21 protein-coding genes are annotated in these 21,256 nt (G+C 74.8%); 13 read left to right on the top strand and 8 right to left on the bottom strand.

Annotation, left to right across the window (positions count from 1 at the left end; translation table 11 throughout):
* Positions 1-15: 15 nt before the first annotated feature.
* The 4 genes from ACI8AP_RS02815 to ACI8AP_RS02800 all read right to left on the bottom strand — a co-directional run bounded on the left by ACI8AP_RS02815 (position 16) and on the right by ACI8AP_RS02800 (position 4,096).
* On the bottom strand, positions 16-975 hold the full coding sequence (locus ACI8AP_RS02815) for an ATP-grasp fold amidoligase family protein (protein ID WP_456587804.1): 960 nt from the start codon (positions 973-975) through the stop codon (positions 16-18).
* Positions 976-1,134: 159 nt separating this feature from the next.
* Positions 1,135-2,358 carry an ABC transporter permease gene (locus ACI8AP_RS02810; RefSeq protein WP_456587803.1) on the bottom strand — a complete coding sequence of 408 codons (1,224 nt, stop codon included), beginning with the start codon at positions 2,356-2,358 and terminating at the stop codon, positions 1,135-1,137.
* Positions 2,355-3,083, bottom strand: a complete 729-nt coding sequence (locus ACI8AP_RS02805; protein ID WP_456587802.1) for an ABC transporter ATP-binding protein — start codon at positions 3,081-3,083, stop codon at positions 2,355-2,357. The genes ACI8AP_RS02810 and ACI8AP_RS02805 overlap by 4 nt, the downstream gene beginning before the upstream one ends.
* Positions 3,080-4,096, bottom strand: coding sequence for an HlyD family efflux transporter periplasmic adaptor subunit (locus ACI8AP_RS02800; protein WP_456587801.1), 1,017 nt, complete (start codon positions 4,094-4,096; stop codon positions 3,080-3,082). Before ACI8AP_RS02800 ends, ACI8AP_RS02805 begins: the two co-directional genes overlap by 4 nt.
* A 264-nt stretch (positions 4,097-4,360) precedes the next feature.
* Between ACI8AP_RS02800 and treZ the strand changes: the two genes are divergently transcribed.
* Positions 4,361-6,115, top strand: coding sequence for a malto-oligosyltrehalose trehalohydrolase (gene treZ / locus ACI8AP_RS02795; RefSeq protein WP_456587800.1), 1,755 nt, complete (start codon positions 4,361-4,363; stop codon positions 6,113-6,115).
* Position 6,116: 1 nt separating this feature from the next.
* On the top strand, positions 6,117-6,857 hold the full coding sequence (locus ACI8AP_RS02790) for a dihydrofolate reductase family protein (protein ID WP_456587799.1): 741 nt from the start codon (positions 6,117-6,119) through the stop codon (positions 6,855-6,857).
* Positions 6,858-6,878: 21 nt separating this feature from the next.
* Here ACI8AP_RS02790 and ACI8AP_RS02785 read toward each other — a convergent pair whose 3' ends face one another.
* Positions 6,879-7,463 carry a maltokinase N-terminal cap-like domain-containing protein gene (locus ACI8AP_RS02785; RefSeq protein WP_456587798.1) on the bottom strand — a complete coding sequence of 195 codons (585 nt, stop codon included), beginning with the start codon at positions 7,461-7,463 and terminating at the stop codon, positions 6,879-6,881.
* Positions 7,464-7,556: 93 nt separating this feature from the next.
* Here ACI8AP_RS02785 and ACI8AP_RS02780 point away from each other — a divergent pair, with 93 nt between their 5' ends.
* From ACI8AP_RS02780 to ACI8AP_RS02755, 6 genes are all read left to right on the top strand, one after another.
* A complete protein-coding gene (locus ACI8AP_RS02780; protein WP_456587797.1) occupies positions 7,557-8,159 on the top strand; it encodes an NUDIX hydrolase in 603 nt (200 codons plus the stop codon).
* 60 nt (positions 8,160-8,219) lie between these two features.
* Positions 8,220-9,290: an ATP-dependent DNA ligase gene (locus tag ACI8AP_RS02775; protein WP_456587796.1), complete on the top strand. Its 1,071-nt coding sequence runs from the start codon at positions 8,220-8,222 to the stop codon at positions 9,288-9,290.
* An 86-nt stretch (positions 9,291-9,376) separates the two neighbouring features.
* Positions 9,377-10,936 carry an alpha/beta hydrolase gene (locus ACI8AP_RS02770; protein WP_456587795.1) on the top strand — a complete coding sequence of 520 codons (1,560 nt, stop codon included), beginning with the start codon at positions 9,377-9,379 and terminating at the stop codon, positions 10,934-10,936.
* 34 nt (positions 10,937-10,970) lie between these two features.
* Complete coding sequence (locus tag ACI8AP_RS02765; protein WP_456587794.1) at positions 10,971-12,038, top strand: DNA polymerase domain-containing protein; 1,068 nt, start codon at positions 10,971-10,973, stop codon at positions 12,036-12,038.
* Between the two features lie 134 nt (positions 12,039-12,172).
* The gene (locus ACI8AP_RS02760) at positions 12,173-13,753 is read left to right on the top strand and encodes an alkaline phosphatase D family protein (RefSeq protein WP_456587793.1); all 1,581 of its coding nucleotides are present in this window, start codon (positions 12,173-12,175) and stop codon (positions 13,751-13,753) included.
* 176 nt (positions 13,754-13,929) lie between these two features.
* Positions 13,930-15,033, top strand: coding sequence for a glycerophosphodiester phosphodiesterase family protein (locus ACI8AP_RS02755; RefSeq protein ID WP_456587792.1), 1,104 nt, complete (start codon positions 13,930-13,932; stop codon positions 15,031-15,033).
* Positions 15,034-15,165: 132 nt separating this feature from the next.
* On the opposite strand, the gene ACI8AP_RS02750 is transcribed toward ACI8AP_RS02755, so the two are convergent.
* Entirely contained in the window at positions 15,166-15,411 is a 246-nt protein-coding gene (locus ACI8AP_RS02750; RefSeq protein WP_456587791.1) for a hypothetical protein, read from the bottom strand.
* A 267-nt stretch (positions 15,412-15,678) separates the two neighbouring features.
* Between ACI8AP_RS02750 and ACI8AP_RS02745 the strand changes: the two genes are divergently transcribed.
* Together ACI8AP_RS02745 and ACI8AP_RS02740 are read left to right on the top strand one after the other, a co-directional pair.
* Positions 15,679-16,086, top strand: coding sequence for a hypothetical protein (locus ACI8AP_RS02745; RefSeq protein WP_456587790.1), 408 nt, complete (start codon positions 15,679-15,681; stop codon positions 16,084-16,086).
* Positions 16,087-16,244: 158 nt separating this feature from the next.
* Positions 16,245-16,448 carry a cold-shock protein gene (locus tag ACI8AP_RS02740; RefSeq protein WP_014377016.1) on the top strand — a complete coding sequence of 68 codons (204 nt, stop codon included), beginning with the start codon at positions 16,245-16,247 and terminating at the stop codon, positions 16,446-16,448.
* A gap of 75 nt (positions 16,449-16,523) precedes the next feature.
* Here ACI8AP_RS02740 and ACI8AP_RS02735 read toward each other — a convergent pair whose 3' ends face one another.
* Positions 16,524-17,000 carry a hypothetical protein gene (locus ACI8AP_RS02735; protein ID WP_456587789.1) on the bottom strand — a complete coding sequence of 159 codons (477 nt, stop codon included), beginning with the start codon at positions 16,998-17,000 and terminating at the stop codon, positions 16,524-16,526.
* Between the two features lie 72 nt (positions 17,001-17,072).
* Entirely contained in the window at positions 17,073-17,714 is a 642-nt protein-coding gene (locus ACI8AP_RS02730) for a hypothetical protein (protein ID WP_456587788.1), read from the bottom strand.
* A 174-nt stretch (positions 17,715-17,888) separates the two neighbouring features.
* On the opposite strand from ACI8AP_RS02730, the gene ACI8AP_RS02725 reads away from it, so the two are divergent.
* The 3 genes from ACI8AP_RS02725 to msrB are packed head-to-tail and all read left to right on the top strand — an operon-like array spanning position 17,889 to position 21,138.
* The gene (locus tag ACI8AP_RS02725; RefSeq protein ID WP_456587787.1) at positions 17,889-20,018 is read left to right on the top strand and encodes a sensor histidine kinase; all 2,130 of its coding nucleotides are present in this window, start codon (positions 17,889-17,891) and stop codon (positions 20,016-20,018) included.
* The gene (locus tag ACI8AP_RS02720) at positions 20,018-20,674 is read left to right on the top strand and encodes a response regulator (RefSeq protein ID WP_456587786.1); all 657 of its coding nucleotides are present in this window, start codon (positions 20,018-20,020) and stop codon (positions 20,672-20,674) included. Before ACI8AP_RS02725 ends, ACI8AP_RS02720 begins: the two co-directional genes overlap by 1 nt.
* Before the next feature lie 41 nt (positions 20,675-20,715).
* Complete coding sequence (gene msrB, locus ACI8AP_RS02715) at positions 20,716-21,138, top strand: peptide-methionine (R)-S-oxide reductase MsrB (RefSeq protein WP_456587785.1); 423 nt, start codon at positions 20,716-20,718, stop codon at positions 21,136-21,138.
* Positions 21,139-21,256 lie beyond the last annotated feature (118 nt).

The raw sequence follows: 21,256 nt of genomic DNA, 5'->3' as shown, positions 1-21,256 counted from the left end.
CGCCACCGGCCGACGTCACGACACCATCCGGGCCTCGGGCGGTGCGGTCGCACGACGCCGCCGGGGTCCTGGCTCCGGCACCGGGTGCGGTGCCGTCGGCAGGGACCAGTGCTCCCCGAGCCAGGCATCGAACGAACGGGGCTCGTACCGCATCGTGCCCCCGCTCGGGTACGGCGTGAACTCGCCGAACCAGACCGCGTTCCCCGTGGTGTAGAGGTCGACCCGCATGAAGTCGAAGGACCGCCCGAGGACCCGCGCGGCGTGCAGCATGGCGGCCAGGTTCTCCGGCGCCGCCATCGGCGGCCCGCACGGGGCGACGAGCTGGACGGGGATCTGCTCCCACTCGGGGGTGTAGTAGCTGCGCGTCTGCTCGCGCGTGAACCTGCCCCGGTCCACCTGGATCGCGGCGACCTCGCCGTCGAAGACGAGGAACTTGAAGTCGTCCAGGCGCGCTCCCCCGGCGATGTGCTCCTCGAGCACGAACAGCTTGCGCGCCCTGCTGTAGGCCCACTCCCCCAGCAGCGCACTCTGGTCGTCCCGCAGCCACTCCCGCGTCGCCGCCACGGTCGACGCGTCGATCACCTCCGAGGCCGCCCCGAAGCGCACCAGGCCGCTGCGGTGGTTCGGCTTGAGCACCCACGGGCGGTCGAACGCGCGACCGACCACCTCGCCCAGGTCCTCGCCCCACCACAGGGTCTCGGGCACCAGCACGCCGGCCTCCTGCTGGAGACAACGCGCGTGCTCCTTCATCGCCAGCTTGTCGCAGGTCCACTCCAGTTCGGGCCGGCGGTCCCGGAGGATGCGCCAGCTGACCTTCTCGGTGAACGTCCGCGGGTCGCGGAGCCGAGGGAGGCGCCGCTGCCCGGCCAGGTAGAGGTACCGCCGCCGGGCGGCCGGCGGCAGGAAGCCGGCGAACCGGCGGTGCGCGGGCTGCAGGCGCGAGCGGAGAACCGCGTTGAGCTGGCTCCGGGGCATCACGAGCTCCTTCCGCGCGGGGCACCTGTTCGTCCGACGTTCTCCTGACCGTGGTGGACACAGGTATCCCACCGTGGCGGAGAGGCTAGTGGGGAAAGCACCGCCCGACGTCCCCCCGTCGAGCGAGGCGCCACCCGCGGGACCGGTGCTCCGGGCAGCTCAGAAGCGGATCGCATCGATCACCTTGGCGCGGACGGCGATGATCGCGGGCAGCAGGCCGGCAAGCGCGCCCACCGCCGTCGCGGCGACCAGGCCCTCCACCGCCGCGGCGACCGGGAAACCGGGGGCGTCGGCGAGCGGGATGCCATCGTTGAGCCACTGCTCGAGCGGCAGGTTGCGCACCAGCACGATCGACGCACCCACCGCGGCGACGCCGGCGAGCGCGGTCGCGCAGACGCTCTCCAGCATCACCGCGGAGAAGATCCGGCCGGACGTCGCCCCGAAACTGCGCCGGACGCCGATCTCGCGGATCCGCTGCCGCACGGTGACCAGCCCGATGTTGAGCACCCCGAGACCACCGAGCACCAGCACGACGATGCCGGCCCCGCGGATGGCCAACCGCAGCATGGCCAGGGTCTCCTCCATCCCGGAGGCGTCCTGCCGGAAGGTGTCCACCTGCACCCCGCCCAGCGCGGCACCGAGATCGCGGGACACCGTCTCCATCACCTGCTCGGCCTGGTCCGGCGGCACCCACAGCTCCAGCGTGCTGGGCCCGCCGTACATCGCCTGGGCAGGATCGACCGCGCCGGCGTCGTCCCACGCCCCACCGGACCGGTCGACGCGGTAGACGATGGGCTCGGTACCCCACCCTTCGCGGACTACGCCCACGATGGTCGCCCGCACCGGGGCCGGCCCGCCCAGGACCACGGTGGGCCGGGCCGACAGGTCGGGGACGCCGAGGACCTCGAGGAACGCCTCGTTGACCACGAGCGCCGGGCTCAGGGACGTGCGGTCGCCCTCCCGGAACCACCGGCCCTGCACCGGCTCCTTGCGGTGCAGCCCGCCGAAGGACGGCGACACCCGCATCGTCTGCACCCGCTGGGTGCCCCCGGGCAGCCGGTAGAGCCCCTCGCCGTAGGAGATGCTGGCCGCCGTCGCGATGTCGTAGCGCTCCACCAGGTCGGCCACGGCGGCGTCCCACTCCGCCGGGTCGGGCGGCATGCCGGTCACCGGGTCGTAGGCGTTGACGGCGACCGTCGCCGGCCGGCCCGAGCCGCGCTCGGCGGACTCCTGCTGCACCTGGGCCACGATGAGCCCGAGCGCCGTCACCGTGGTCATCGCGAAGACCGCCAGGAACACCCCGACCAGGGACAGGACCACGCGGCTCTTGTGGACCCGCACCTCGTCCCAGGCCTCCGACAGCGCGCCGAGGACGCCGGTCACGCGGTGCCCCGGTCGGCGGTCGCGGCGTCGAGGGCGCCGACCTCGACCAGCGGGGAGAGCCGGCCCCCGTCGAGCCGGAACCGCCGGTCGGCCAGCGCGGCCACCGAGAGGTCGTGCGTGATGGTGACGAGCGCGGCACCGTTCTCCGCGGTGGCCCGGGCGAGCAGCTCCATCACCTGTGCCCCGGTCTCCACGTCGAGCGCGCCGGTCGGCTCGTCGGCCAGCACGACCCGCGGCGCGCGGACCAGCGCCCGGGCGATCGCGACCCGCTGCTGCTCCCCACCGGAGAGCCGTTCGGGGACCTGGTCGGCCCGGGCGCCCAGACCGACCCGGTCGAGCATCTCGGCCGCGGTGCGGCGGCGCCGCAGGAACTCGCGGCCGCGGGCGTACAGCAGGGGGGCGGCCACGTTCTCCACCGCGGTCCGTCTCGGGAGCAGGTTGAACTGCTGGAAGACGAAGCCGAAGACCTCGCCGCGCAGCCGCGAGCGGCGGCGGGCCCGGAGGTGGTCGGTGGGCTCGCCGTCGAGGAGGTAGCTGCCGGCGGTGGGGGCGTCCAGCAGGCCGAGGATGTTCAGCAGCGTCGACTTGCCCGACCCCGAGCGGCCGACGATCGACACGTGCTCGCCGGGCGCCACGTCGAGGTCGACGCCGGTGAGGATCGGCAGCACGGTGCCATCCGGGAGGCCGACCTCCCGGCTGACGCCGCGCAGGGACAGCAGGCTCATCCGTACGGCCCGCCCATCATCGGGTCGTCCACCGAGTCGTCGGGCACCGGCACGAACTGCAGCACCTGCTCGCCCTCCGCCACGCCGTCCCGGACCTCGATCTGGTCGCCGTCGCTGAGCCCGAGGGCGACCGACCGCTGCTCCTGGGCGCCGTCGGCGCCGACGACCCAGACGTTGCCCTGCTGCACCGAGCCCTGCACCGCGGTGATCGGCACGACCAGGACCCCCTCGGCGGTGCCGGCGGCGACCGCGACCGTCGCCGCCATGCCGGCGAACACGGTCACCTCCGGCGGCACCGCGCAGCGGGCGGTGGTGCCGCCGGACTGCGCAGGCACGGGGAATCCGCCGGCGTCGTCCCCTGCCGCCGCCGGCGCTCCCGCACCGAGCGCCAGCGCGGTGCAGGTGAACGGCGCGGGGCCGCCCTGCACCGTCACCTCCGCGGTGGAGGGCGGCGCCAGCAGCCGGAACTGCTCTGCCTGGGTCAGCGAGGCCGTGACCGACAGCGTGCCCGGGGAGATCTCGCCGAGCTCGTCGCCCACCGACACCACCTGGTCGACGAGCGCGTCCATCGCCGTCACGGTGCCGCCGCTGGGGGCGGGCACGGTGACCGTCCGGACCTTCGGCGGCCGCGGGGTGACCGTGGGATTGCCCTCGGCGTCGGTGCCGGTGACCGGCTCCTGCTCCTCCTCGACCCGGATCTCCAGCACCGCCTGCCCGGCCGCGAGCGTCCCGCCCCGAGGGACGAGGACCCGCCGCACCGTGCCGGCGGCGGTCGCACGGACCGGCACCGGGTCGTCGGCGACGACGGTGCCCGCCACCGTGACCGTGTTGGCCACCGTGCCGCGGGCGACCGGGACCACCGGGGCGGTGAGGTCGAGCGTCGGCGCGCCCGACCCGGCCGGGCCGCCGCCGGTCCCGCCGCCCCGGAAGGCGAGCACCACGAGCGCCACGGCGATGACCGACCACACCAGCAGCCGCAGGGCGGGGAAGACCAGGGTGCGGACCGTGCCCACGGGCGACCTCCGATGAACGGGTACCCACCGGTACCGGTGGTGCGGGACGATAACGCGTGCCCGGCCGGTCACGGCCCGTTCCGGTCGCGCCACGCGGCGCGGGTTCCCGCGGGCGCCCCGGTGCGGCCCTCGGCGTGGGCGCCACGGGGAGCAGCTGCCGGTCGCGGCCGATCGCGTGGTTGGGCGGCGGCGGTGCGGGCATGAAGCTCGCGCCTGGAACCCCTCGGCCAGGTCCGTCCCGCCCGCCCCCCTGGAGGCCCCCGCATGTCCGCACCCGTCGAGTTCTCCGTCTGGGCCCCGCTGCCCGAGCGCGTGCGGGTCCAGGTCGACGGCACCGTCCACGACATGCGCCGGGACGAGGGCGGCTGGTGGCGCGCCGAGGTGGAGGCCGGGCCGGAGGCCGACTACGGCTTCCTCGCGGACGACGACAGCACGCCCCGCCCCGACCCGCGGTCCCGTCGCCAGCCCGAGGGCGTGCACGGGCTGTCCCGCCGGTTCGACCCGTCCGCCCACCGCTGGGGCGACGGTGCGTGGACCGGCCGCCAGCTCGCCGGCGGCTCCGTCTACGAGCTGCACGTGGGCACCTTCACCCCGGAGGGGACGCTGGACGCCGCGGTCGCGCGGCTGGACCACCTGGTCGACCTCGGGATCGACTTCGTCGAGCTGCTGCCGGTCAACGCCTTCGACGGCACCCACAACTGGGGCTACGACGGCGTGCTCTGGTACGCGGTGCAGGAGACCTACGGCGGCCCCGCCGCCTACCAGCGCTTCGTCGACGCCTGCCACCAGCGCGGCCTGGGCGTGATCCAGGACGTCGTCTACAACCACCTCGGCCCGTCGGGGAACTACCTGCCGCTGTTCATGCCGATCTTCAGCGAGGGCGGCGCGAACACCTGGGGGGAATCGGTCAACCTCTCGGGGCCGGACTCCGACGAGGTGCGCCGCTACATCCTCGACAACGCGCTGATGTGGCTGCGCGACATGCACGTCGACGGGTTGCGGCTGGACGCCGTCCACGCCCTGGTCGACGAGCGGGCCACCCATCTCCTGGAGGAGATGGCGCAGGAGGTGGACCGCCTCTCGGCGGCCGTCGGGCGGCCGCTGACCCTGATCGCGGAGAGCGACCTCAACGACCCCCGGATGGTGACCCCGCGGGTGGCGGGCGGCACGGGCATCCACGCCCAGTGGAGCGACGACTTCCACCACGCGCTGCACGCCACGCTGACCGGCGAGGACCAGGGCTACTACCGGGACTTCGCGCAGGCCGGGCTGGGCGGCCTGGCCAAGACCCTCACCGGCGCCTTCTTCCACGACGGCGCGTGGTCGAGCTTCCGGCGCCGGCACCACGGCCGGCCGGTGGACACCGCACGGCTGCCGGGCTGGAAGTTCGTCACCTATCTGCAGGACCACGACCAGATCGGCAACCGTGCCGTGGGCGACCGGATCTCGGCCTCCCTCTCCCCCGGGCTGCTGGCCGTCGGTGCGACGCTCGTGCTGACCAGCCCGTTCACCCCCATGCTGTTCATGGGCGAGGAGTGGGGCGCCGCCACGCCGTGGCAGTTCTTCACCAGCCACACCGACCCCGAGATCGGCCGGGCGACGGCGGAGGGGCGCAAGGGCGAGTTCGCCGAGCACGGCTGGGACGCCGACGAGGTGCCCGACCCGCAGGACCCCGAGACCTTCACCCGGTCGAAGCTGGACTGGTCGGAGCTGGGCGCGGAGCCCCACGACCGGCTGCTGGCCGTGCACCGCTCGCTGCTCGCCCTGCGCCGGGCGCACCCGGACCTGGTGGACGCCGACCTCTCCGCCGTGCAGGTCAACTGGGACGACGCCGACCGCTGGCTGGTCGTGCACCGGGGCTCCCTGCGGGTGGTGGCGAACCTGGCGGACCAGCCGCGGGAGATCGACCTCGACGTGCCGGCCGGTGACGTGCTCTTCGCGACCGGTGAGCTGCCGGACCTCGACGGACGCACGGTGACGCTCCCGCCGGAGAGCGCGGCCGTGCTCGGCACCCGCTGACGTGCGCCGGCTGTTCCCCGAGCCGGCCGAGCTCGACGACGCCGGCCTCGTCGAGGCCTACCGCTGCCCGCCCGGGCGGTGGCTGCGCATGGACTTCATCGCCTCGCTCGACGGCGCCGTCACCGTCGACGGGGTGAGCGCCGGCCTGGGATCGCCCGGCGACCGCCGGGTGTTCCGCGTGCTGCGCGCGCTCGCCGACGTCGTCCTCGTCGGGCACGGCACGGCGGCGACCGAGGGCTACCGGCCGGTGCTGCCCGACTCGCCGGTCGGCCGGCTGCGGGAGTCCCTCGGCCGCACGCCCGCGATGCCGGTCGCCGTGGTGTCCCGGCGGGCGTCGCTGGACCCCGCGAGCAGGCTGGTGGCCGACGCCGTCCGCCCGACCGTCCTGGTCACCTGCGCGGCGGCCGACCCCGGCCGCCGCTCGGCGCTGGCCGATGCCGGTGTCGACGTGCTGGTGTGCGGCGACGACGACGTGGACCTGCCCGCCGCCCTGGAGGCGCTCGCCGGGCGCGGGCTGGAGCAGGTGACCTGCGAGGGCGGCCCGCAGCTGCTGCGCACCGCGCTGGCGGCCGGGGTCGTCGACGAGCTGGACCTGTCGGTGTCACCGGCGCTGGTCGGCGGCGAGGCCCGGCTGCTCGACGCAGCCCTGCCGGCACCGGTGCGGTTGACGCTGCGCCAGGTGCTCGAGGAGGACGGGATGCTCTTCACCCGGTACGGCGTGGACGGCGCGTCGCTCGCGTAGGGAGGAACCGTCGGCCCGGGGTCACGCCCGGACGACGGCGACGGTCCCGCGCACGACGGTGCCGTCCGCCGCGGTCCACTCGGCCTCGATCGAGCCCGCGCCCTCCCCCGGTGCGCCGTCGCCGGGCTGCAGCACCCGGACGAACTCGACCGAGCCGGTGGCCTCCGGCGCGCCGGCACCGGTCCAGCGGCGCGCCACCGAGGGATCGGGTGTGTCGCTGTCGTCCTGGTGCTGCGCCTCGGCCGCCCCCGCGACGAATGCCCGCACCTGGGCGACGGCGACCGGGTCGTGCGCGGCGTCGTAGATCCAGCGCGTGCCGAGGACGCCGTGCTCGGACGTGCCGAGCAGCCCCTCCTCCGCCCCGGCGAGGGGTGCGCCGCGGTAGCTCAGCGGCACGAAGTAGGTCGTCTCCCGCCCTGGGGGGCCGTCGGCGACCACGATGAACTCGAGCCCGACCTCGCCCGCGGGGTCGTCCAGCCGGAACCCCCCGGCGCGCCGCAGCGCCGGCGGCGCGCCCGGCGGGCGGTACCAGGGCTGGCGGGGCAGCCACCCGCCGATCAGCTCGAGCTTGGTCGGCACCATCGTCGTCCGGTGGATCGTCGCCATGGCCCCATCCTGCTCCCGTGGACGGCACCGCAGCAGGTGGCGTGCGAGGGTGGGGCGACGGACGAGGCCCGCGAGCCGGTACGAGGAGAGCCCGTGGAACCGCTGGACCGGGACGGCATGGCCGGGCGTCTCGCCGGCTTCCCGCGGGTGGCCGCGGAGCGGCCCGAGCTGAAGCAGGGGGCCGTCGCCGTGTGCGTGACCGTCCGCGACGGCGCTCCCTGCCTGGTGATCACCCGCCGCGCCGCGGGGCTGCGGGCGCACGCGGGTCAGTGGGCGCTGCCCGGCGGGCGGCTCGACGCCGGTGAGGGCCCCGTCGAGGGCGCCCTCCGCGAGCTGCGCGAGGAGGTCGGGCTCGACCTGGGGCCCTCGGCCGTCCTCGGGCTGCTCGACGACTACGTGACGCGCTCGGGCTACGTGATGACGCCGGTGGCCTGCTGGGCCGGTCCGGTCGACCGCCTCACCGGGTCCGAACGCGAGGTGGCCGCCGTCCACGAGGTGCCGCTGGCCGACCTCGACGTCGACCCGGTCGTCGAGACCATCCCCGAGTCCGAGGCGCCGGTGATCCGGCTGCCGCTGCTGGGCGGCCACGTGCACGCGCCCACGGCGGCGGTGGTCCACCAGTTCTGCCGGATCGCCTGCCGCGGCGAGGTGCAGCGGGTCGTCCACTACGAGCAGCCGGTCTTCGCCTGGCGCTAGCCGTGGCCACCGCCGCGACGCGGCCGCCGCCGGTGCGGTGGTGCTGCTTGACTGACCGGCATGGATCTGCCCGTGCAGCCGCCGGTGAAGCCGATGCTGGCCAAGGCCGCGACGAAGGTGCCGACCGGCGACGACTGGTTCTACGAGCCCAAGTGGGACGGCTTCCGCTGCATCGTGTTCCGCGACGGCGACGAGGTGGAGCTGGGCAGCCGCAACGAGCGCCCGCTCACCCGCTACTTCCCCGACGTCGTGGCGGCGGTCAAGGCCAACCTGCCGGAGCGCTGCGTCGTCGACGGCGAGATCATCGTGCCGCGGGGCGACCGGCTGCACTTCGAGGCGCTGCTGCAGCGCATCCACCCCGCCGAGTCCCGCGTCACCCTGCTCGCCGAGCAGACGCCGGCGTCGTTCGTGGCGTTCGACCTGCTGGCCGTGGGCGACGAGTCGCTGCTCGAGACGCCGTTCGCCGACCGGCGGGCCCGGCTGGAGACCGCGCTGGCCGGCGCCCGGGCGCCCGTGTACCTGACCGGCGTCACCCGCGACCCCGCGACCGCCGAGCGCTGGTTCGAGACCTTCGAGGGCGCCGGCCTGGACGGCGTCGTCGCCAAGTCGGCCGCCCTGCCCTACGGCCCCGACCAGCGGCTGATGACCAAGGTGAAGCACGTGCGGACGGCGGACTGCGTCGTCGCGGGTTTCCGCTGGCACAAGAGCGGGCCGATCGTCGGCTCGCTGCTGCTCGGGCTCTACGACGGCGGCGAGCTGCAGCACATCGGCGTCGCGGCGTCCTTCCCGATGAAGCGCCGGGCCGAGCTGGTCGAGGAGCTCGCGCCCTACCGCGCCGAGGCGCTCGACGGCCACCCCTGGCAGGACTGGGCGAACGCCCAGGTGCAGGCCGACGGCGAGCAGCGGATGCCCGGAGCGGTGAGCCGGTGGAACGCGAAGAAGGACCTCTCGTGGGTCCCGCTGCGGCCGGAGCTGGTCGTGGAGATCAAGTACGACCAGCTCGAGGGCCGTCGACTCCGTCACACCGGTCAGTTCCTCCGCTGGCGCCCCGACCGCGACCCCCGCAGCTGCACGTACGACCAGCTCGAGGTGCCGGTCCGCTACGACCTGGGCGAGGTCCTGGAGGGCTGAGACGGTGCTCCGCGGCGGCCTTTCTGCTGGGGCCCGCCGCGAGCGTGCGAGCGGTGGGGGGCAGAAAGGTCCCTATGCTCGTGATCATGCGTCTGCACCGAGGCCTCCCGGCCGCCGCGTCCGGCCTGCTGCTGGCCTTGCCCCTCGCGCTGAGCGGCTGCACGTCGTTCGGGGAGAGCGCCGAGGAACCGGCGGCGACCACCACAGCACCGGCCGAGCCCGAGGCGGCGCCGATCGAGTGGACCGACTGCGACGCGCAGATCGAGCCGCTGATCGAGGGCCAGCCCGGCAGCGAGCGCGACATCGCCTTCGAGTGCGGCCGCACCGACGTGCCGATCAGCTACGACGAGCCCGGGGGCGCCACGCTGCCGCTCTTCCTGGTGCGCGCCGTGCTGGCCGGGCAGACCGACCGCATCGGCTCCCTCATGGTCAACCCCGGTGGACCGGGCGGCTCCGGCGCGGACGCCGCCATCGGGCTGGCGCTCACCCTCCCCGAGGACGTGCTGCGCCGCTTCGACGTCGTCGGCTTCGACCCGCGCGGCGTGGGTCTGTCCACACCCGTCGAGTGCATCCCGAAGGAGCTCAAGGACCGCGCGATCGCCGCGGAGCCCCGCCCCACCACCGACGAGCAGCTCGACAGCGTCTTCGCACTCTCCCGCGAGATCGCCGAGGGCTGCGCCGAGGAGTACGGCGAGGCGCTCGGCACGTTTAACACCGTGGACACCGCGCATGACATGGAGCGGCTGCGCGAGGCCCTGGGCGAGGAGCAGCTCAACTACCTCGGCTACTCCTACGGCACCACGCTGGGCTCCACCTACGCCGAGCTCTACCCCGACCGGGTGCGCGCCATGGTCCTCGACGCCGCGGTCGACCCCGACGACGACGCCATCGCCGAGGCGGAGGCCAGCGCCGCCGGGTTCGAGGCCGGCTTCGACGCCTTCGCCGAGAACTGCCGGGGCCTGATCGCCGGCTGCCCGCTGGGCGACGACCCCCGGCGCTTCCTCGAGGACCTGCTCGCACAGGCACAGGCCGCGCCGATCCCGAGCAGCGAGGAGGGCGAGACCCGCCAGGCCACGCCCGGCGTCGTCCTCACCGCGGTGCAGGCGGCGCTCTACGACACCGCGTCGTGGCCGCAGCTGGCGCAGGGCCTCGCCGCCGCCCGCGACGGCGACGCCCGGGCGCTCTTCTCGCTGGCCGACGACTACAGCGGGCGGCTGGAGGACGGGTCGTACTCCAACCTCCTCGACGCCAACGTGGCCATCAACTGCGCCGACACCGAGGAGACGGTGGAGGAGAGCCGGGTCCGCCAGCTCGCCGCCGAGTGGGGCGAGCGGTACCCGCTCTTCGGCGCCGGTTCCGCCGCCGGGCTGTTCACCTGCTCGGTGTGGGAGGCCGACCGCACCCCGGTTCCGGAGCGCGACGCCGAGGGCAGCAACCCGATCGTCGTCGCGGGGAACGCCGGTGACCCGGTGACCCCGCTGGCCGGCGCCGTCGACCTCGCCGAGGACCTCGACAACGGCGTGCTGCTGACCTGGGAGGGGCAGGGCCACACCGCCTACCCCAAGACCGACTGCGTCACCGGGGCGATCAACGCCTACCTCATCGACCTGGCGCCCCCCATGGACGGGCTGACCTGTCCGGCGTGACACTCGTCGGCCCCGGAGCGAGCGGAGCAGCTGCATGGCCACGAGCAAGGACGCCGTCGTCCTCGACGTCGACGGGCACGAGGTGCGGGTGTCCAACCCGGAGAAGCCCTACTTCCCCGATCGCGGGATCCGCAAGATCGACGTCGTGCAGTACTTCCTCGCCGTGGGCGAGGGGATCCTCTTCGCGCTGAAGGACCGGCCGACGACGCTGGAGCGCTGGCCCGGCGGCTACTCCCCCGACGCGAAGATGGCCACGCGGGCGGACACCCACGGCGACGCGTTCTACCAGAAGCGGGTGCCCAAGAACGCCCCGGACTGGGTGCCGACCGCGCACATCACCTTCCCCAGCGGGCGCACCGCGGACGAGATCGCCCCGGACTCGGTCGCCGTCGTCGCGTGGTGCGCGAACCTCGGCACGCTCACGTTCCACCCCTGGCCGGTGGACAAGACCGACGTCGAGTCGCCGAACCAGATCCGCATCGACCTCGACCCCCAGCCGGGCACCGACTTCTCCGACGCGGTGTGGGTGGCGCCGCACGTGCGGGAGCTGCTGCACGAGTTCGGCATGGAGGGGTGGCCGAAGACCTCGGGCGGCCGCGGGGTGCACGTCTACGTGCCCATCCAGCCGCGCTGGACCTTCACCGACGTCCGCCGGGCGGTGATCGCCTTCGGCCGCGAGCTGGAACGCCGTCTCCCCGACCGCGTGACGATGTCCTGGTGGAAGGAGGAGCGCGGCGAGAAGATCTTCATCGACTACAACCAGATGGCCCGGGACCGCACGATCGCGTCGGCCTACTCGATCCGGCCCCGGCCGCACGCCCCCGTCTCCGCGCCGGTCGACTGGGACGAGCTGCCCGACGTGCACCCCACCGACTTCGACGTGCTGAGCATGCCGGCCCGCTTCGCGGCCGTGGGTGACAAGCACGCCGGGCTGGCCGAGCACGCCTTCGGCATCGAACCGCTGCTGGAGCTGGCCGAGCGCCAGGCCGCCGACGACGGCCTCGGCGACCTGCCCTATCCACCGGACTACCCGAAGATGCCGGGCGAGCCCATGAGGGTGCAGCCCAGCCGCGCCCGCCGCACCGCCCCCACCGGGGACTGATCCCCGAGCGCCTCCCCGGAGCCGGCGGTCACTGCGTTCACCGGATGCTCCTCCGCGGGTCGCCATGCCGTCCTCCCGGCGTCCTCCCCGGACACGACGCTGTCCGCCGGACACCCCACGTCGAGGAGGCACACGTGACCGGATCATCGAGTTCCCTGGACGGCTCGTCGGCCGAGGCCGCGCTGACCCGGAGGCGCCTGCTGCAGGCCGCCGCCGTGGTCGGGGCCGGCATCGGGGCGGGCACCGTGCTGGGCCCCGCCCCCCGGGCCTTCGCCGCGCCGGGCCTGGCCCGGTCGCGGCCGGAGGTGCGCTGGGGCGTGCAGAGCGGGGACGTCACCGCGCGCTCGGCGGTCGTCTGGTCCAAGACCGACCGCCCCGCGCGCATGGTGGTCGAGGTGGCGGCGACCGAGGACTTCCGCACGCCCCGTGGCCGGTGGTCGGTCGACGTCGGGCCGCACACCGACCACACGGGCAAGGTGCTCCTCTCCGGCCTGCCGGCCGGGACCGAGCTGTTCTACCGGGTCAGCTTCGCCGAGCACGACGCGGGGCAGACCAGCGAGCCGCTGACCGGTCGGCTCCGCACCGCCCCGGGCGACCGCCGGGACGTGAGCTTTGCCTGGTCCGGGGACGTCGCCGGCCAGGGGTGGGGCATCAACCCCGACACCGGCGGCATGACCGGGTTCGAGGCGGTTCGCCGGCTCTCCCCGGACTTCTTCATCCACTCCGGCGACAGCGTGTACGCCGACGGACCGCTGGAGGAGCGCGTCGTCCTGCCCGACGGCACGGTCTGGCGCAACGTGGTCACCCCGGAGAAGAGCAAGGTCGCCGAGACGCTGGACGAGTACCGCGGCCAGTACCGGTACAACCTGCTCGACGACAACGTGCGGCGCTTCGCGGCGGAGGTCCCGCAACTGGTCCAGTGGGACGACCACGAGGTGACCAACAACTGGTACCCGGGCGAGGTGCTCACCGACGAGCGGTACACGGTCAAGGACGTCGACACGCTGGCCGCCCGCGGCCGGCGGGCGTTCCTCGAGTACATGCCCATCGGGGGCAAGCGGATCGACCGGGTGCTGCCGTACGGCCCGCTGGTGGACGTGTTCACCCTGGACCTGCGCACCTACCGCGGCCCCAACTCGCCCAACCTGGCGCAGGGTGGCCCCGAGGCCCGGATCTTCGGCACCAGCCAGCTGGGCCAGCTCGCCCGGCAGCTCCGCAACTCCCGGGCCCTGTGGAAGGTGATCGCCTCCGACATGCCGATCGGGCTGGTCGTGCCGGACGGTCCGGTGAACCACGAGGGCATCGCCAACCGCGACCCCGGTCTGCCCGCGGGCCGGGAGCTGGAGATCGCCCGCCTGCTGTCCGACCTCAAGCGGCACGGGGTCCGCAACGTCGTCTGGTTCACCGCCGACGTCCACTACACCGCGGCGCACCACTACGACCCGGCACGGGCGACGTTCACCGACTTCGACCCGTTCTGGGAGTTCGTGTCCGGCCCGCTGCACGCCGGCACCTTCGGCCCGAACGAGCTCGACGCCACCTTCGGCCCGCAGGTCGTCTTCAACCGGGCCGCCGACCGCCCGAACCAGCCGCCCAGCGACGGCCTGCAGTTCGTCGGCCACGTGCGCGTCGACGGGGGCAGCGGCACGATGACGGTGCAGCTGCGCGACGTCGCCGGGAACGTCCTGCACCAGACAGACCTGACCCCGGCCTGACCGGCTCCCGGGAGGCGGCCGCGAGCGCGGCCGCCTCCCGGGAACGCGTCCGTGCGGCCTCGGCCGCCCGCCGTCGCGGCGCGCCTCCGCGCCCCGCTCCTGCTGGTGGGCCGGTGCACGGCGAGTCGCCCCCTGGAGGTCACGAGGAGGTCACGGTGGTGCGGTCGACTCACCCCATGTCACTCCTCCCGTCGTCCCCGCGACGACCCCTCCTGGCCCTGACCGCCGTCCCCGCCCTCCTGGCCCTCGTGGCGACCGCCGCCCCGGCCGCCGCCCAGTCCCCGCGCGACTTCGACCTGCAGGCGCACCGCGGTGGCCTCGCGCTCACCGTGGAGAACACCCTCCCGGCCTTCGCCAACGCCCTCGAACTGGGGGTCAGCACGCTCGAGCTCGACGTCCAGATCACCGAGGACCAGCAGGCCGTCGTCACCCACGACCGGCAGATCTCCGCCACCAAGTGCCAGGACACCGGGCCGGCCACCCCGGGCGACCCCGAGTTCCCCTACGTCGGCGACTACGTCCACACGCTGACCCTGGCGCAGGTGCGCACGCTGGACTGCGGGTCGCAGCGCCACCCCGCCCATCCGGAGCAGGAGCTGGCGCCGGGCGAGCCGATGCCCCTGCTGTCCGAGGTGTTCGACCTCGTCCGGGCCTACAAGGCCCGGCAGGTGACGTTCAACATCGAGACGAAGGTGGAGGCGGGAGCACCGCACGAGACGGCGCCCCGCGAGCAGTTCGTCCAGGTGGTCGCCGACCTCGTGATGCGGGCGAAGGTCGCCCGCCACGTGACCATCCAGTCCTTCGACTGGGGCGCGTTGATGCGGATGCGGGAGGTCGCGCCGAAGCTGCCGGTGGTCGCGCTCACCAACGGTCAGCAGTTCCTGCAGGCCGGCCAGCCGGGCGCCTCCCCGTGGCTCGGCGGCATCGACATCGACGACTTCATGACCGAAGGCCGTTCCCTGCAGGAGGCCTACGTCGCCGCGGCCGCCTCCTTCGGTGCCGACGCGGTCTCCCCCGTGCACGGCACGCCGCAGGGCGGCTCGGTCGCCGACGCGGGGTACGTGCCGTTCACCACGCCGGAGCTCGTCGACGCCGCGCACGCCGCCGGCATGGACGTCGTCCCGTGGACGGTCAACGACCGCCCCACCATGGAACACCTCATCGGCATCGGGGTGGACGGGCTGATCACCGACCGGCCCGACCTGCTGCGCGAGATCCTCGCGGAGCGCGGGTTCCGGCTGCCGCGGGCCTACCAGCCGCCGCGGATCGACCGTTCCTGACCACTGCGCACCGCCCGCCGATGGCGGGCGGTGCGCCCGTCCGGGCGGCGGGGCCCGCCACGTCGTCCTGGCGGCCACGCCCCGTCCTGCCCCGGTCGGCTGACCGGAGCCGGTGAGCGTGCGCCCGCCCGGTCAGCCGGCCAGCCGGTGCGCGGCCGGGCCCAGGGCGTGCACCGGCAGCGGGCCCCGCTGGGAGATCTCCTGCGCCAGCTGGGCGGCGGTCACCGCGGCGCGCAGCGCGTCGGCGGACTCGGCCAGCCGGTCGGCGAGGACCAGGTCCAGGTCGGCGTCGTGCAGGTCCTCGACGTCGCGGAGGAAGACGGCGCCGCTCGGGGCGGCGACGCGGGAGGACACGGGCGAGGCGACGAGCGGGTGCATGGCGGTTCTCCTGGATCGGTGGTGCGCCGGATCCGTCCGGCAGGTCCCACCGTCGGGGAGCAGCCGCACGGCGGCGCCGAGAGAACCGCAGGAAAGCCGCAAGACCGCCCGGTCGCCGCGCTGCGCGACCACGTCGCCGGCCTGCTCCGCCGCGGGGGCGGCGCCCGTCCCCCCAACGGGTGAGCGCCGGCCCCCGGGCGGCTCCGGGCGCTCCAGCCGGGGGTAGCGGTGGTCGATGCAGGTGTCGACCATGGCGGAGGAGCACGGGTGAGGATCTGGTTGCTGGCGTACGGCGTGCTGTACGTCGTCGTGGAGATCGTCGGTCACCAGCTGGAGAGCGTCGGCTGGGCCCGGATCACCGCCCTCGACGTGGCGACCGCGGTCACCGACGCGTTCCTCACCGTCTCGATCGTCCTCGCCGTGCTGCTGGCCGGGCAGCTGGGGCTGCGCCGCTGGGCCCCGGTGGTGGCCGCGCGGCTGCACCCCCCGGCGCCTCCGGCGTTCCTCGTCGACCGGCCGCTCGGCGTCCGCTCGTGGCGCGCCGAGCCCCTCGCCCTGCCGGCCGCCACCTCCGCGCGCAGCCCGTACTCGGTGGGCGCCTACGGGCCGGCGTGGAGCCGCCGCGGACGCCGGGTGGCCCCCGCGTTCCCGGAGGAGCCCGGCCACCTGCTCTGAGGCCCGGGTGCCCTCACGACCGGCCCGGAGAAGAGTCCCAGGTCACAGTTCTGCGGCACCGGTGTCCTCATCCCCCGATCGACGGCTAGGGTGAGGACGTCGGGAAGGCCCCGCGCTATGGCAGGACCCCGATGTACCACCTCAGCTAGGAGCGAGCAATGCCCGAAGGAACTGTCAAGTGGTTCAACGCGGAGAAGGGGTTCGGCTTCGCCACCCCGGACGGCGGCGGACCGGACGTCTTCGTCCACTACTCGGCCATCCAGTCCAGCGGGTACCGCTCGCTCGATGAAGGCCAGCGGATCGCGTTCGACATCGAGCAGGGCCAGAAGGGCCCGCAGGCTGCGAACGTCACCCCGCTCTGATCGTCTGATCAGCACAGCGCCCCCCGCCCGGTTCTCCGGGCGGGGGGCGCTGTCGTTCGTGGGCCGGGCCGCCGGTCAGCGGGCCCGCGGCACGTACCCACCGATGAGCGCGGACATGAGCAGGGCCCCGTCGTGCTCGCCGACCGCGGCCGCCGCGTCGGCGAAGGCCCGCCAGCGCTGCCGCTCCAGCTCGGTCGGGGCGTTCTCCGCCCGGGTAGCGAGCTGCTCGAGCAGCCGTTCCCACTCCCCCTGGGGGGTCGGCCAGAGCCCGGCCAGCCGCCGGGCCTCCGCCGAGATCGCCGTGATGCGCACGATGTCGCCGGCGTGGTTGGTCAGCGGCTCGATGTACCCCGCGGACGCCAGCGCCTTCGCCGCGGCGATGACCTCCGCCTTGGGCAGCCCGCTCCCCGGCACGACGGAGCCGAGCAGGTACGGCGCGCCGCCGTGCTTGGGCTCGTCGACCAGCCGGGCGATCGCCCGGAGCACGGGCAGGTCACGGGTGAACCAGACGTCGGGCAGGGCGCCGTCGGGCGGTGGGGGCGCGGAAGTCACTCCCCCAGTCTCTCCCGGCCCCGGACGCGACGGCGCCCCGCCTCCCCGGAGGGGCGGGGCGCCGTCGGCGGTTCAGGCGCGGGCGCCGGTGAGGTGTGGCCGGGTGGCGAGGATGACGCCCAGGGCGACGTACCCGATCAGCAGGTGCGCGGCACCCACGTACTGGGTGATCGCCGGCAGCAGGAAGGCGGTCGGGACGGTGACCGGCGCCCAGCTCTCGGCGACCATCGGCCAGAAGCGGGCGACGCCCGTCCAGCGGCCGGCGATCGCGATGCGGACCCCGAGCGCGGCCATGCCCAGCATGGACAGCGGCCAGAAGAGGTCGATCGCGAAGAAGAACCCGGTGTCGTACAGCCCGGGCGTCAGCGCCCACATGAGCGAGGACACGATCGCTACCGCGAGCAGGCCGTGCTCGACGTGCAGGATCCGCCGGGCCAGGCGGCCGGTGCCGATCGCACCGGTCCGCATCTGCACGGTCACGAGGAGCACCAGGCCGATCTGGAAGGCGACCGCGGCCAGGTTGACGACGGTGGCCTGCCAGGTGCCGGCGGGTGGCGTCGTACCCAGGAACGCGCAGGCGACCGCCCAGCTCCCGGCGCCGGCGGAGAGGGCGATCCCGGCGCGTCGGACCAGGCTCGCGGAGGCGCCGGGGACGCCGCCGGCGGGCGCGTCGAGGTCCGTGCGGGCCGGGGCGGGGGTGGTGCTGAGGGACATCTCGTCTCCCGTGGTCTCGTGCGGTGCCCTGTGCACCGCCTGGGAGAACCGTCTCGGGGCGGCGTCCCGGGCACCCAGGGCCGCGCGCCCCCGATTCGGTCCCGGAGCGTGTCCCGAGAAATACGGGACACCGGCCTCGTGACGTCCGGGACACCGGACGGCCAGTATCTGCGCGTGCAGGCGAGGATCCCGGTGGCCGAGTCCACCGACGCGGGGACCCCGGCGGGCGACGTCGCCCCCTCCCCAGCGCGCCGCCGCCCGCGGGTCGCCGCCTGGCTCGTCGTCGCGGTGGTGTTCGGCTCGACGGCCGCGGCAGCAGTCCTCGACGCGGTCACCCCGGAGGTCGCGCGGGCCGCCCGCCCCGGCGCCGAGCTCGGCTGGGTCGTCGCGCTGCCGGGGCTCGCCCTCGCCGGCCCCGCGTGGCTGCTGCTCACCCGGGTCCCGCGCAACGCGCTCTCGTGGGTGGTCACCGGGACGGCGGTGCTCTGGGCCACGGACGGTCTGGCCGAGTCGTGGCTCACCTACGCGCTGCGCAGCGACCCTCCCCTCCCCGGTGCCAGCCTCGCCTCGTGGACCGTGGAGCGGCTCGGCGCCTTCCTGCTGCTGGGCCTGCCGCTGCTCCTGCTGCTCTACCCCGACGGCCGGCTGCCCACCGGCCGGCTGCGCCGCCTGGCCGTGGCGAGCCTCGTGTCCAGCGCGCTGCTGCCGGCGCTGCTGCTCGTCGTCCCCTCCGAGGTGGCCTACTCCCGGGAGGGCACCGGCACGCCCGACGTCTACGCCGGGCTCGACCTGGACCTCACGACCCTGCCGATCCCGCCGGACGTCGCGCAACCGCTGCTCCGGATCGCCTTCCCGCTCGCGCTGCTGGGCGTCGCCGTGCCGGCCGCCGCGGTCGTCGCGCGGTACCGGAGGGCCCACGGCGAGCAGCGCCGCCGGATGCGGTGGCTGCTCTGGGCGGCCGTCGTCGACGTGCTCGTGATGCTGTCCACGCTGCTCCTGCCCGGCGGGACGAGCACCGCGGCGCTCTCCGTCGCCGTCGCGCTGACCGGGACGGCGGTCACCCTCGGCATCCTGCGCCCGCGGGCGGTCGACATCGACCGGCTGCTCGGCGGCACCGTCGTCTACGGCGTGCTCGGGATCGGCGTGGTCCTCCTCGACCTGGCCGTGCTGGCCGGAGCCGGCGCGCTGCTCGGCGACCGGTTCGGCGAGCGCGATGCCACGCTGCTGACGCTGCTGCTCGTCGCCGCCGTCTACGTGCCCCTCCGGGCCCCGTTGTGGCGCCTCGTCCGGCGTTGGGTCCTCGGGGAGCGGGACGATCCCTACCGGGTGGTCTCCCAGCTCGCGGCCCGGCTGGAGCGGTCCGACGGCGTCGAGGCGCAGCTCGTGGCGATCGCGGCGGCGGTCGCGGAGGCGTTCCGGTCGCCCTACGTCGGCGTCGAGGTCGAGCACGCCGGGGGCGAGCGGCTGGTGGCCGAGCACGGCCGGCGCCCGGCGGCGGTCCAGTCCCTCCCGATCGCCTACCGCGGCGAGGAGGTCGGCCGGCTCCTCCTGCCCAGGGACGGCGTCCGGGCGCACCTGGTCACCCGCGACGAGGGGCTGCTGGCCGACGTCGTGCGCCAGGCTGCGGCCGCCGCCCGGGCCAGCTCGCTCGCCGCCCAGCTGCAGCGGAGCCGGGAAGAGCTGGTGGCCGCCCGCGAGGAGGAACGGCGCCGGCTGCGCCGGGATCTGCACGACGGGCTGGGCCCCAGCCTCGGCGCCGTGGTCCTCCGCATCGACACCGCCCGCAACCTGACCTCCGCGGGGCGCGCGGAGGACGGCGACCGGCTGCTGCGCGCGGTCAGGGACGACGTCGCCGGCGCCCTGGCCGACGTCCGCCGGCTGGTGCACGACCTGCGGCCGCCGGCGCTGGACGACCTCGGCCTGGCCGGTGCCGTACGGCAGCAGGCGGATCGGCTCCTCGCGCCACGGGTCGCCGTCTCGGTCACCGCCGGTCCCGGTGCCGACGAGCTGCCGGCCGCCGTGGAGGTCGCCGCCTACCGGATCGCCTCCGAGGCGCTGGCCAACGTGGCGAAGCACTCCCGGGCCGGTTCCGCCACCGTCTCGCTGCACCGTGACGACGACGGGGCGCTGGTCCTCCGGGTCGCCGACGACGGGGCCGGGATCGATCCTGCGGCACCCGCGGGCGTCGGCCTGGTATCGCTGCGGGAGCGGGCCGCGGAACTGGGCGGCCGGTGCACGGTGGAGTGCCCCGACGAGGGCGGCACGGTGGTGCGGGCGATCCTGCCCGTGGAGAGGACCCGGTGATGACCTCGTCCGAGGAGCCCCTGCGGGTGGTGGTGGTCGACGACCACCCGGTGTACCGCGACGGCCTGGCGATGCTGCTGGGCTCGGTGCCGGGACTGCTCGTCGTGGGCACCGCCGCCGACGGCATCGACGCGGTCGCGCTGGCCCGCGAGGAGCAGCCCGACGTCGTGGTCATGGACGTGCAGATGCCGCGGCTGGACGGCATCGAGGCCACCCGCCGGATCACCACCGAGTCGCCGTCGGTCGGCGTCGTCGTGCTGACCATGAGCGAGGACGACGGCACCGTGTTCGCCGCCGTCCGCGCCGGGGCCCGCGGTTACCTGCTCAAGGGCGCCGACCAGGAGGAGGTCGTGCGGGCGGTGACCACGGTGGCCTCCGGCGGCGCCGTGTTCGGGGCGGCGCTGGCCCGGCGGATCACCGACTTCTTCGCCGCCGGGCCGGCCGGCCCCGGATCGGCGTTCCCCCAGCTGACCGCCCGCGAGCGGGAGGTGCTCGACCTGGTCGCCGCCGGGCGGTCCAACGCGCAGATCGCGGCCGCGCTCTACCTCTCCCCCAAGACGGTGCGCAACAACGTGTCGAACGTGCTGAGCAAGCTGCAGGTCACCGACCGGGCGCAGGCGATCGTGCGCGCCCGCGACGCCGGCCTGGGCCGCTGAGCACCGGGAATGGTGCTGCGGCGCGGCTCGTTCGACCTGGCATGACGACCTCCCCCGAGAAGCCCCAGGTCACCAAGACCGATGAGGAGTGGCGGGCGCAGCTGTCCCCGGAGGAGTACGCGGTGCTCCGCCAGGCCGGCACCGAGCGCGCCTGGACCGGTGAGTACGTCGACACCAAGACCGTCGGCGTCTACGAGTGCCGCGCGTGCGGCGCCGAGCTGTTCCGCTCGGAGACCAAGTTCGACTCGCACTGCGGCTGGCCGTCGTTCTACGAGGCCTCCGCCGAGGACAACGTCATCCTCCGCGAGGACCGAAGCTTCGGCATGATCCGCACCGAGGTGCTGTGCGCGACGTGCCACAGCCACCTGGGCCACCTGTTCGACGACGCCCCGCAGACGCCGACCGGCGACCGCTACTGCATCAACTCGGTGAGCATCAGGTTGCAGCCCGCTACGACATCGTGATCCTCCGGACCACACCGCGGCCAGGAGCCGTGCTCTGACACGGCGATCCTCCGGATCACACCGCGACCAGGTGCCGCGGCCGGGCTGCGCTGAGCTGTTCCGCGGTCGGCGTCGGGAG

This window comes from Blastococcus sp. SYSU DS1021, from assembly GCF_054050995.1.
Note: the sequence above shows the minus strand (reverse complement) of the source record. Positions and strands in the feature narration are given on the sequence as shown.

Excerpts from the sequence above, each read along its gene's own strand:
- ACI8AP_RS02815 (WP_456587804.1), bottom strand. The coding sequence starts at position 975 with ATGCCCCGGAGCCAGCTCAACGCGGTTCTCCGCTCGCGCCTGCAGCCC.
- ACI8AP_RS02805 (WP_456587802.1), bottom strand. The coding sequence starts at position 3,083 with ATGAGCCTGCTGTCCCTGCGCGGCGTCAGCCGGGAGGTCGGCCTCCCG.
- treZ (WP_456587800.1), top strand. The coding sequence starts at position 4,361 with ATGTCCGCACCCGTCGAGTTCTCCGTCTGGGCCCCGCTGCCCGAGCGC.
- ACI8AP_RS02785 (WP_456587798.1), bottom strand. The coding sequence starts at position 7,463 with ATGGCGACGATCCACCGGACGACGATGGTGCCGACCAAGCTCGAGCTG.
- ACI8AP_RS02775 (WP_456587796.1), top strand. The coding sequence starts at position 8,220 with ATGGATCTGCCCGTGCAGCCGCCGGTGAAGCCGATGCTGGCCAAGGCC.
- ACI8AP_RS02770 (WP_456587795.1), top strand. The coding sequence starts at position 9,377 with ATGCGTCTGCACCGAGGCCTCCCGGCCGCCGCGTCCGGCCTGCTGCTG.
- ACI8AP_RS02765 (WP_456587794.1), top strand. The coding sequence starts at position 10,971 with ATGGCCACGAGCAAGGACGCCGTCGTCCTCGACGTCGACGGGCACGAG.
- ACI8AP_RS02755 (WP_456587792.1), top strand. The coding sequence starts at position 13,930 with ATGTCACTCCTCCCGTCGTCCCCGCGACGACCCCTCCTGGCCCTGACC.
- ACI8AP_RS02750 (WP_456587791.1), bottom strand. The coding sequence starts at position 15,411 with ATGCACCCGCTCGTCGCCTCGCCCGTGTCCTCCCGCGTCGCCGCCCCG.
- ACI8AP_RS02740 (WP_014377016.1), top strand. The coding sequence starts at position 16,245 with ATGCCCGAAGGAACTGTCAAGTGGTTCAACGCGGAGAAGGGGTTCGGC.
- ACI8AP_RS02730 (WP_456587788.1), bottom strand. The coding sequence starts at position 17,714 with ATGTCCCTCAGCACCACCCCCGCCCCGGCCCGCACGGACCTCGACGCG.
- ACI8AP_RS02720 (WP_456587786.1), top strand. The coding sequence starts at position 20,018 with ATGACCTCGTCCGAGGAGCCCCTGCGGGTGGTGGTGGTCGACGACCAC.
- msrB (WP_456587785.1), top strand. The coding sequence starts at position 20,716 with ATGACGACCTCCCCCGAGAAGCCCCAGGTCACCAAGACCGATGAGGAG.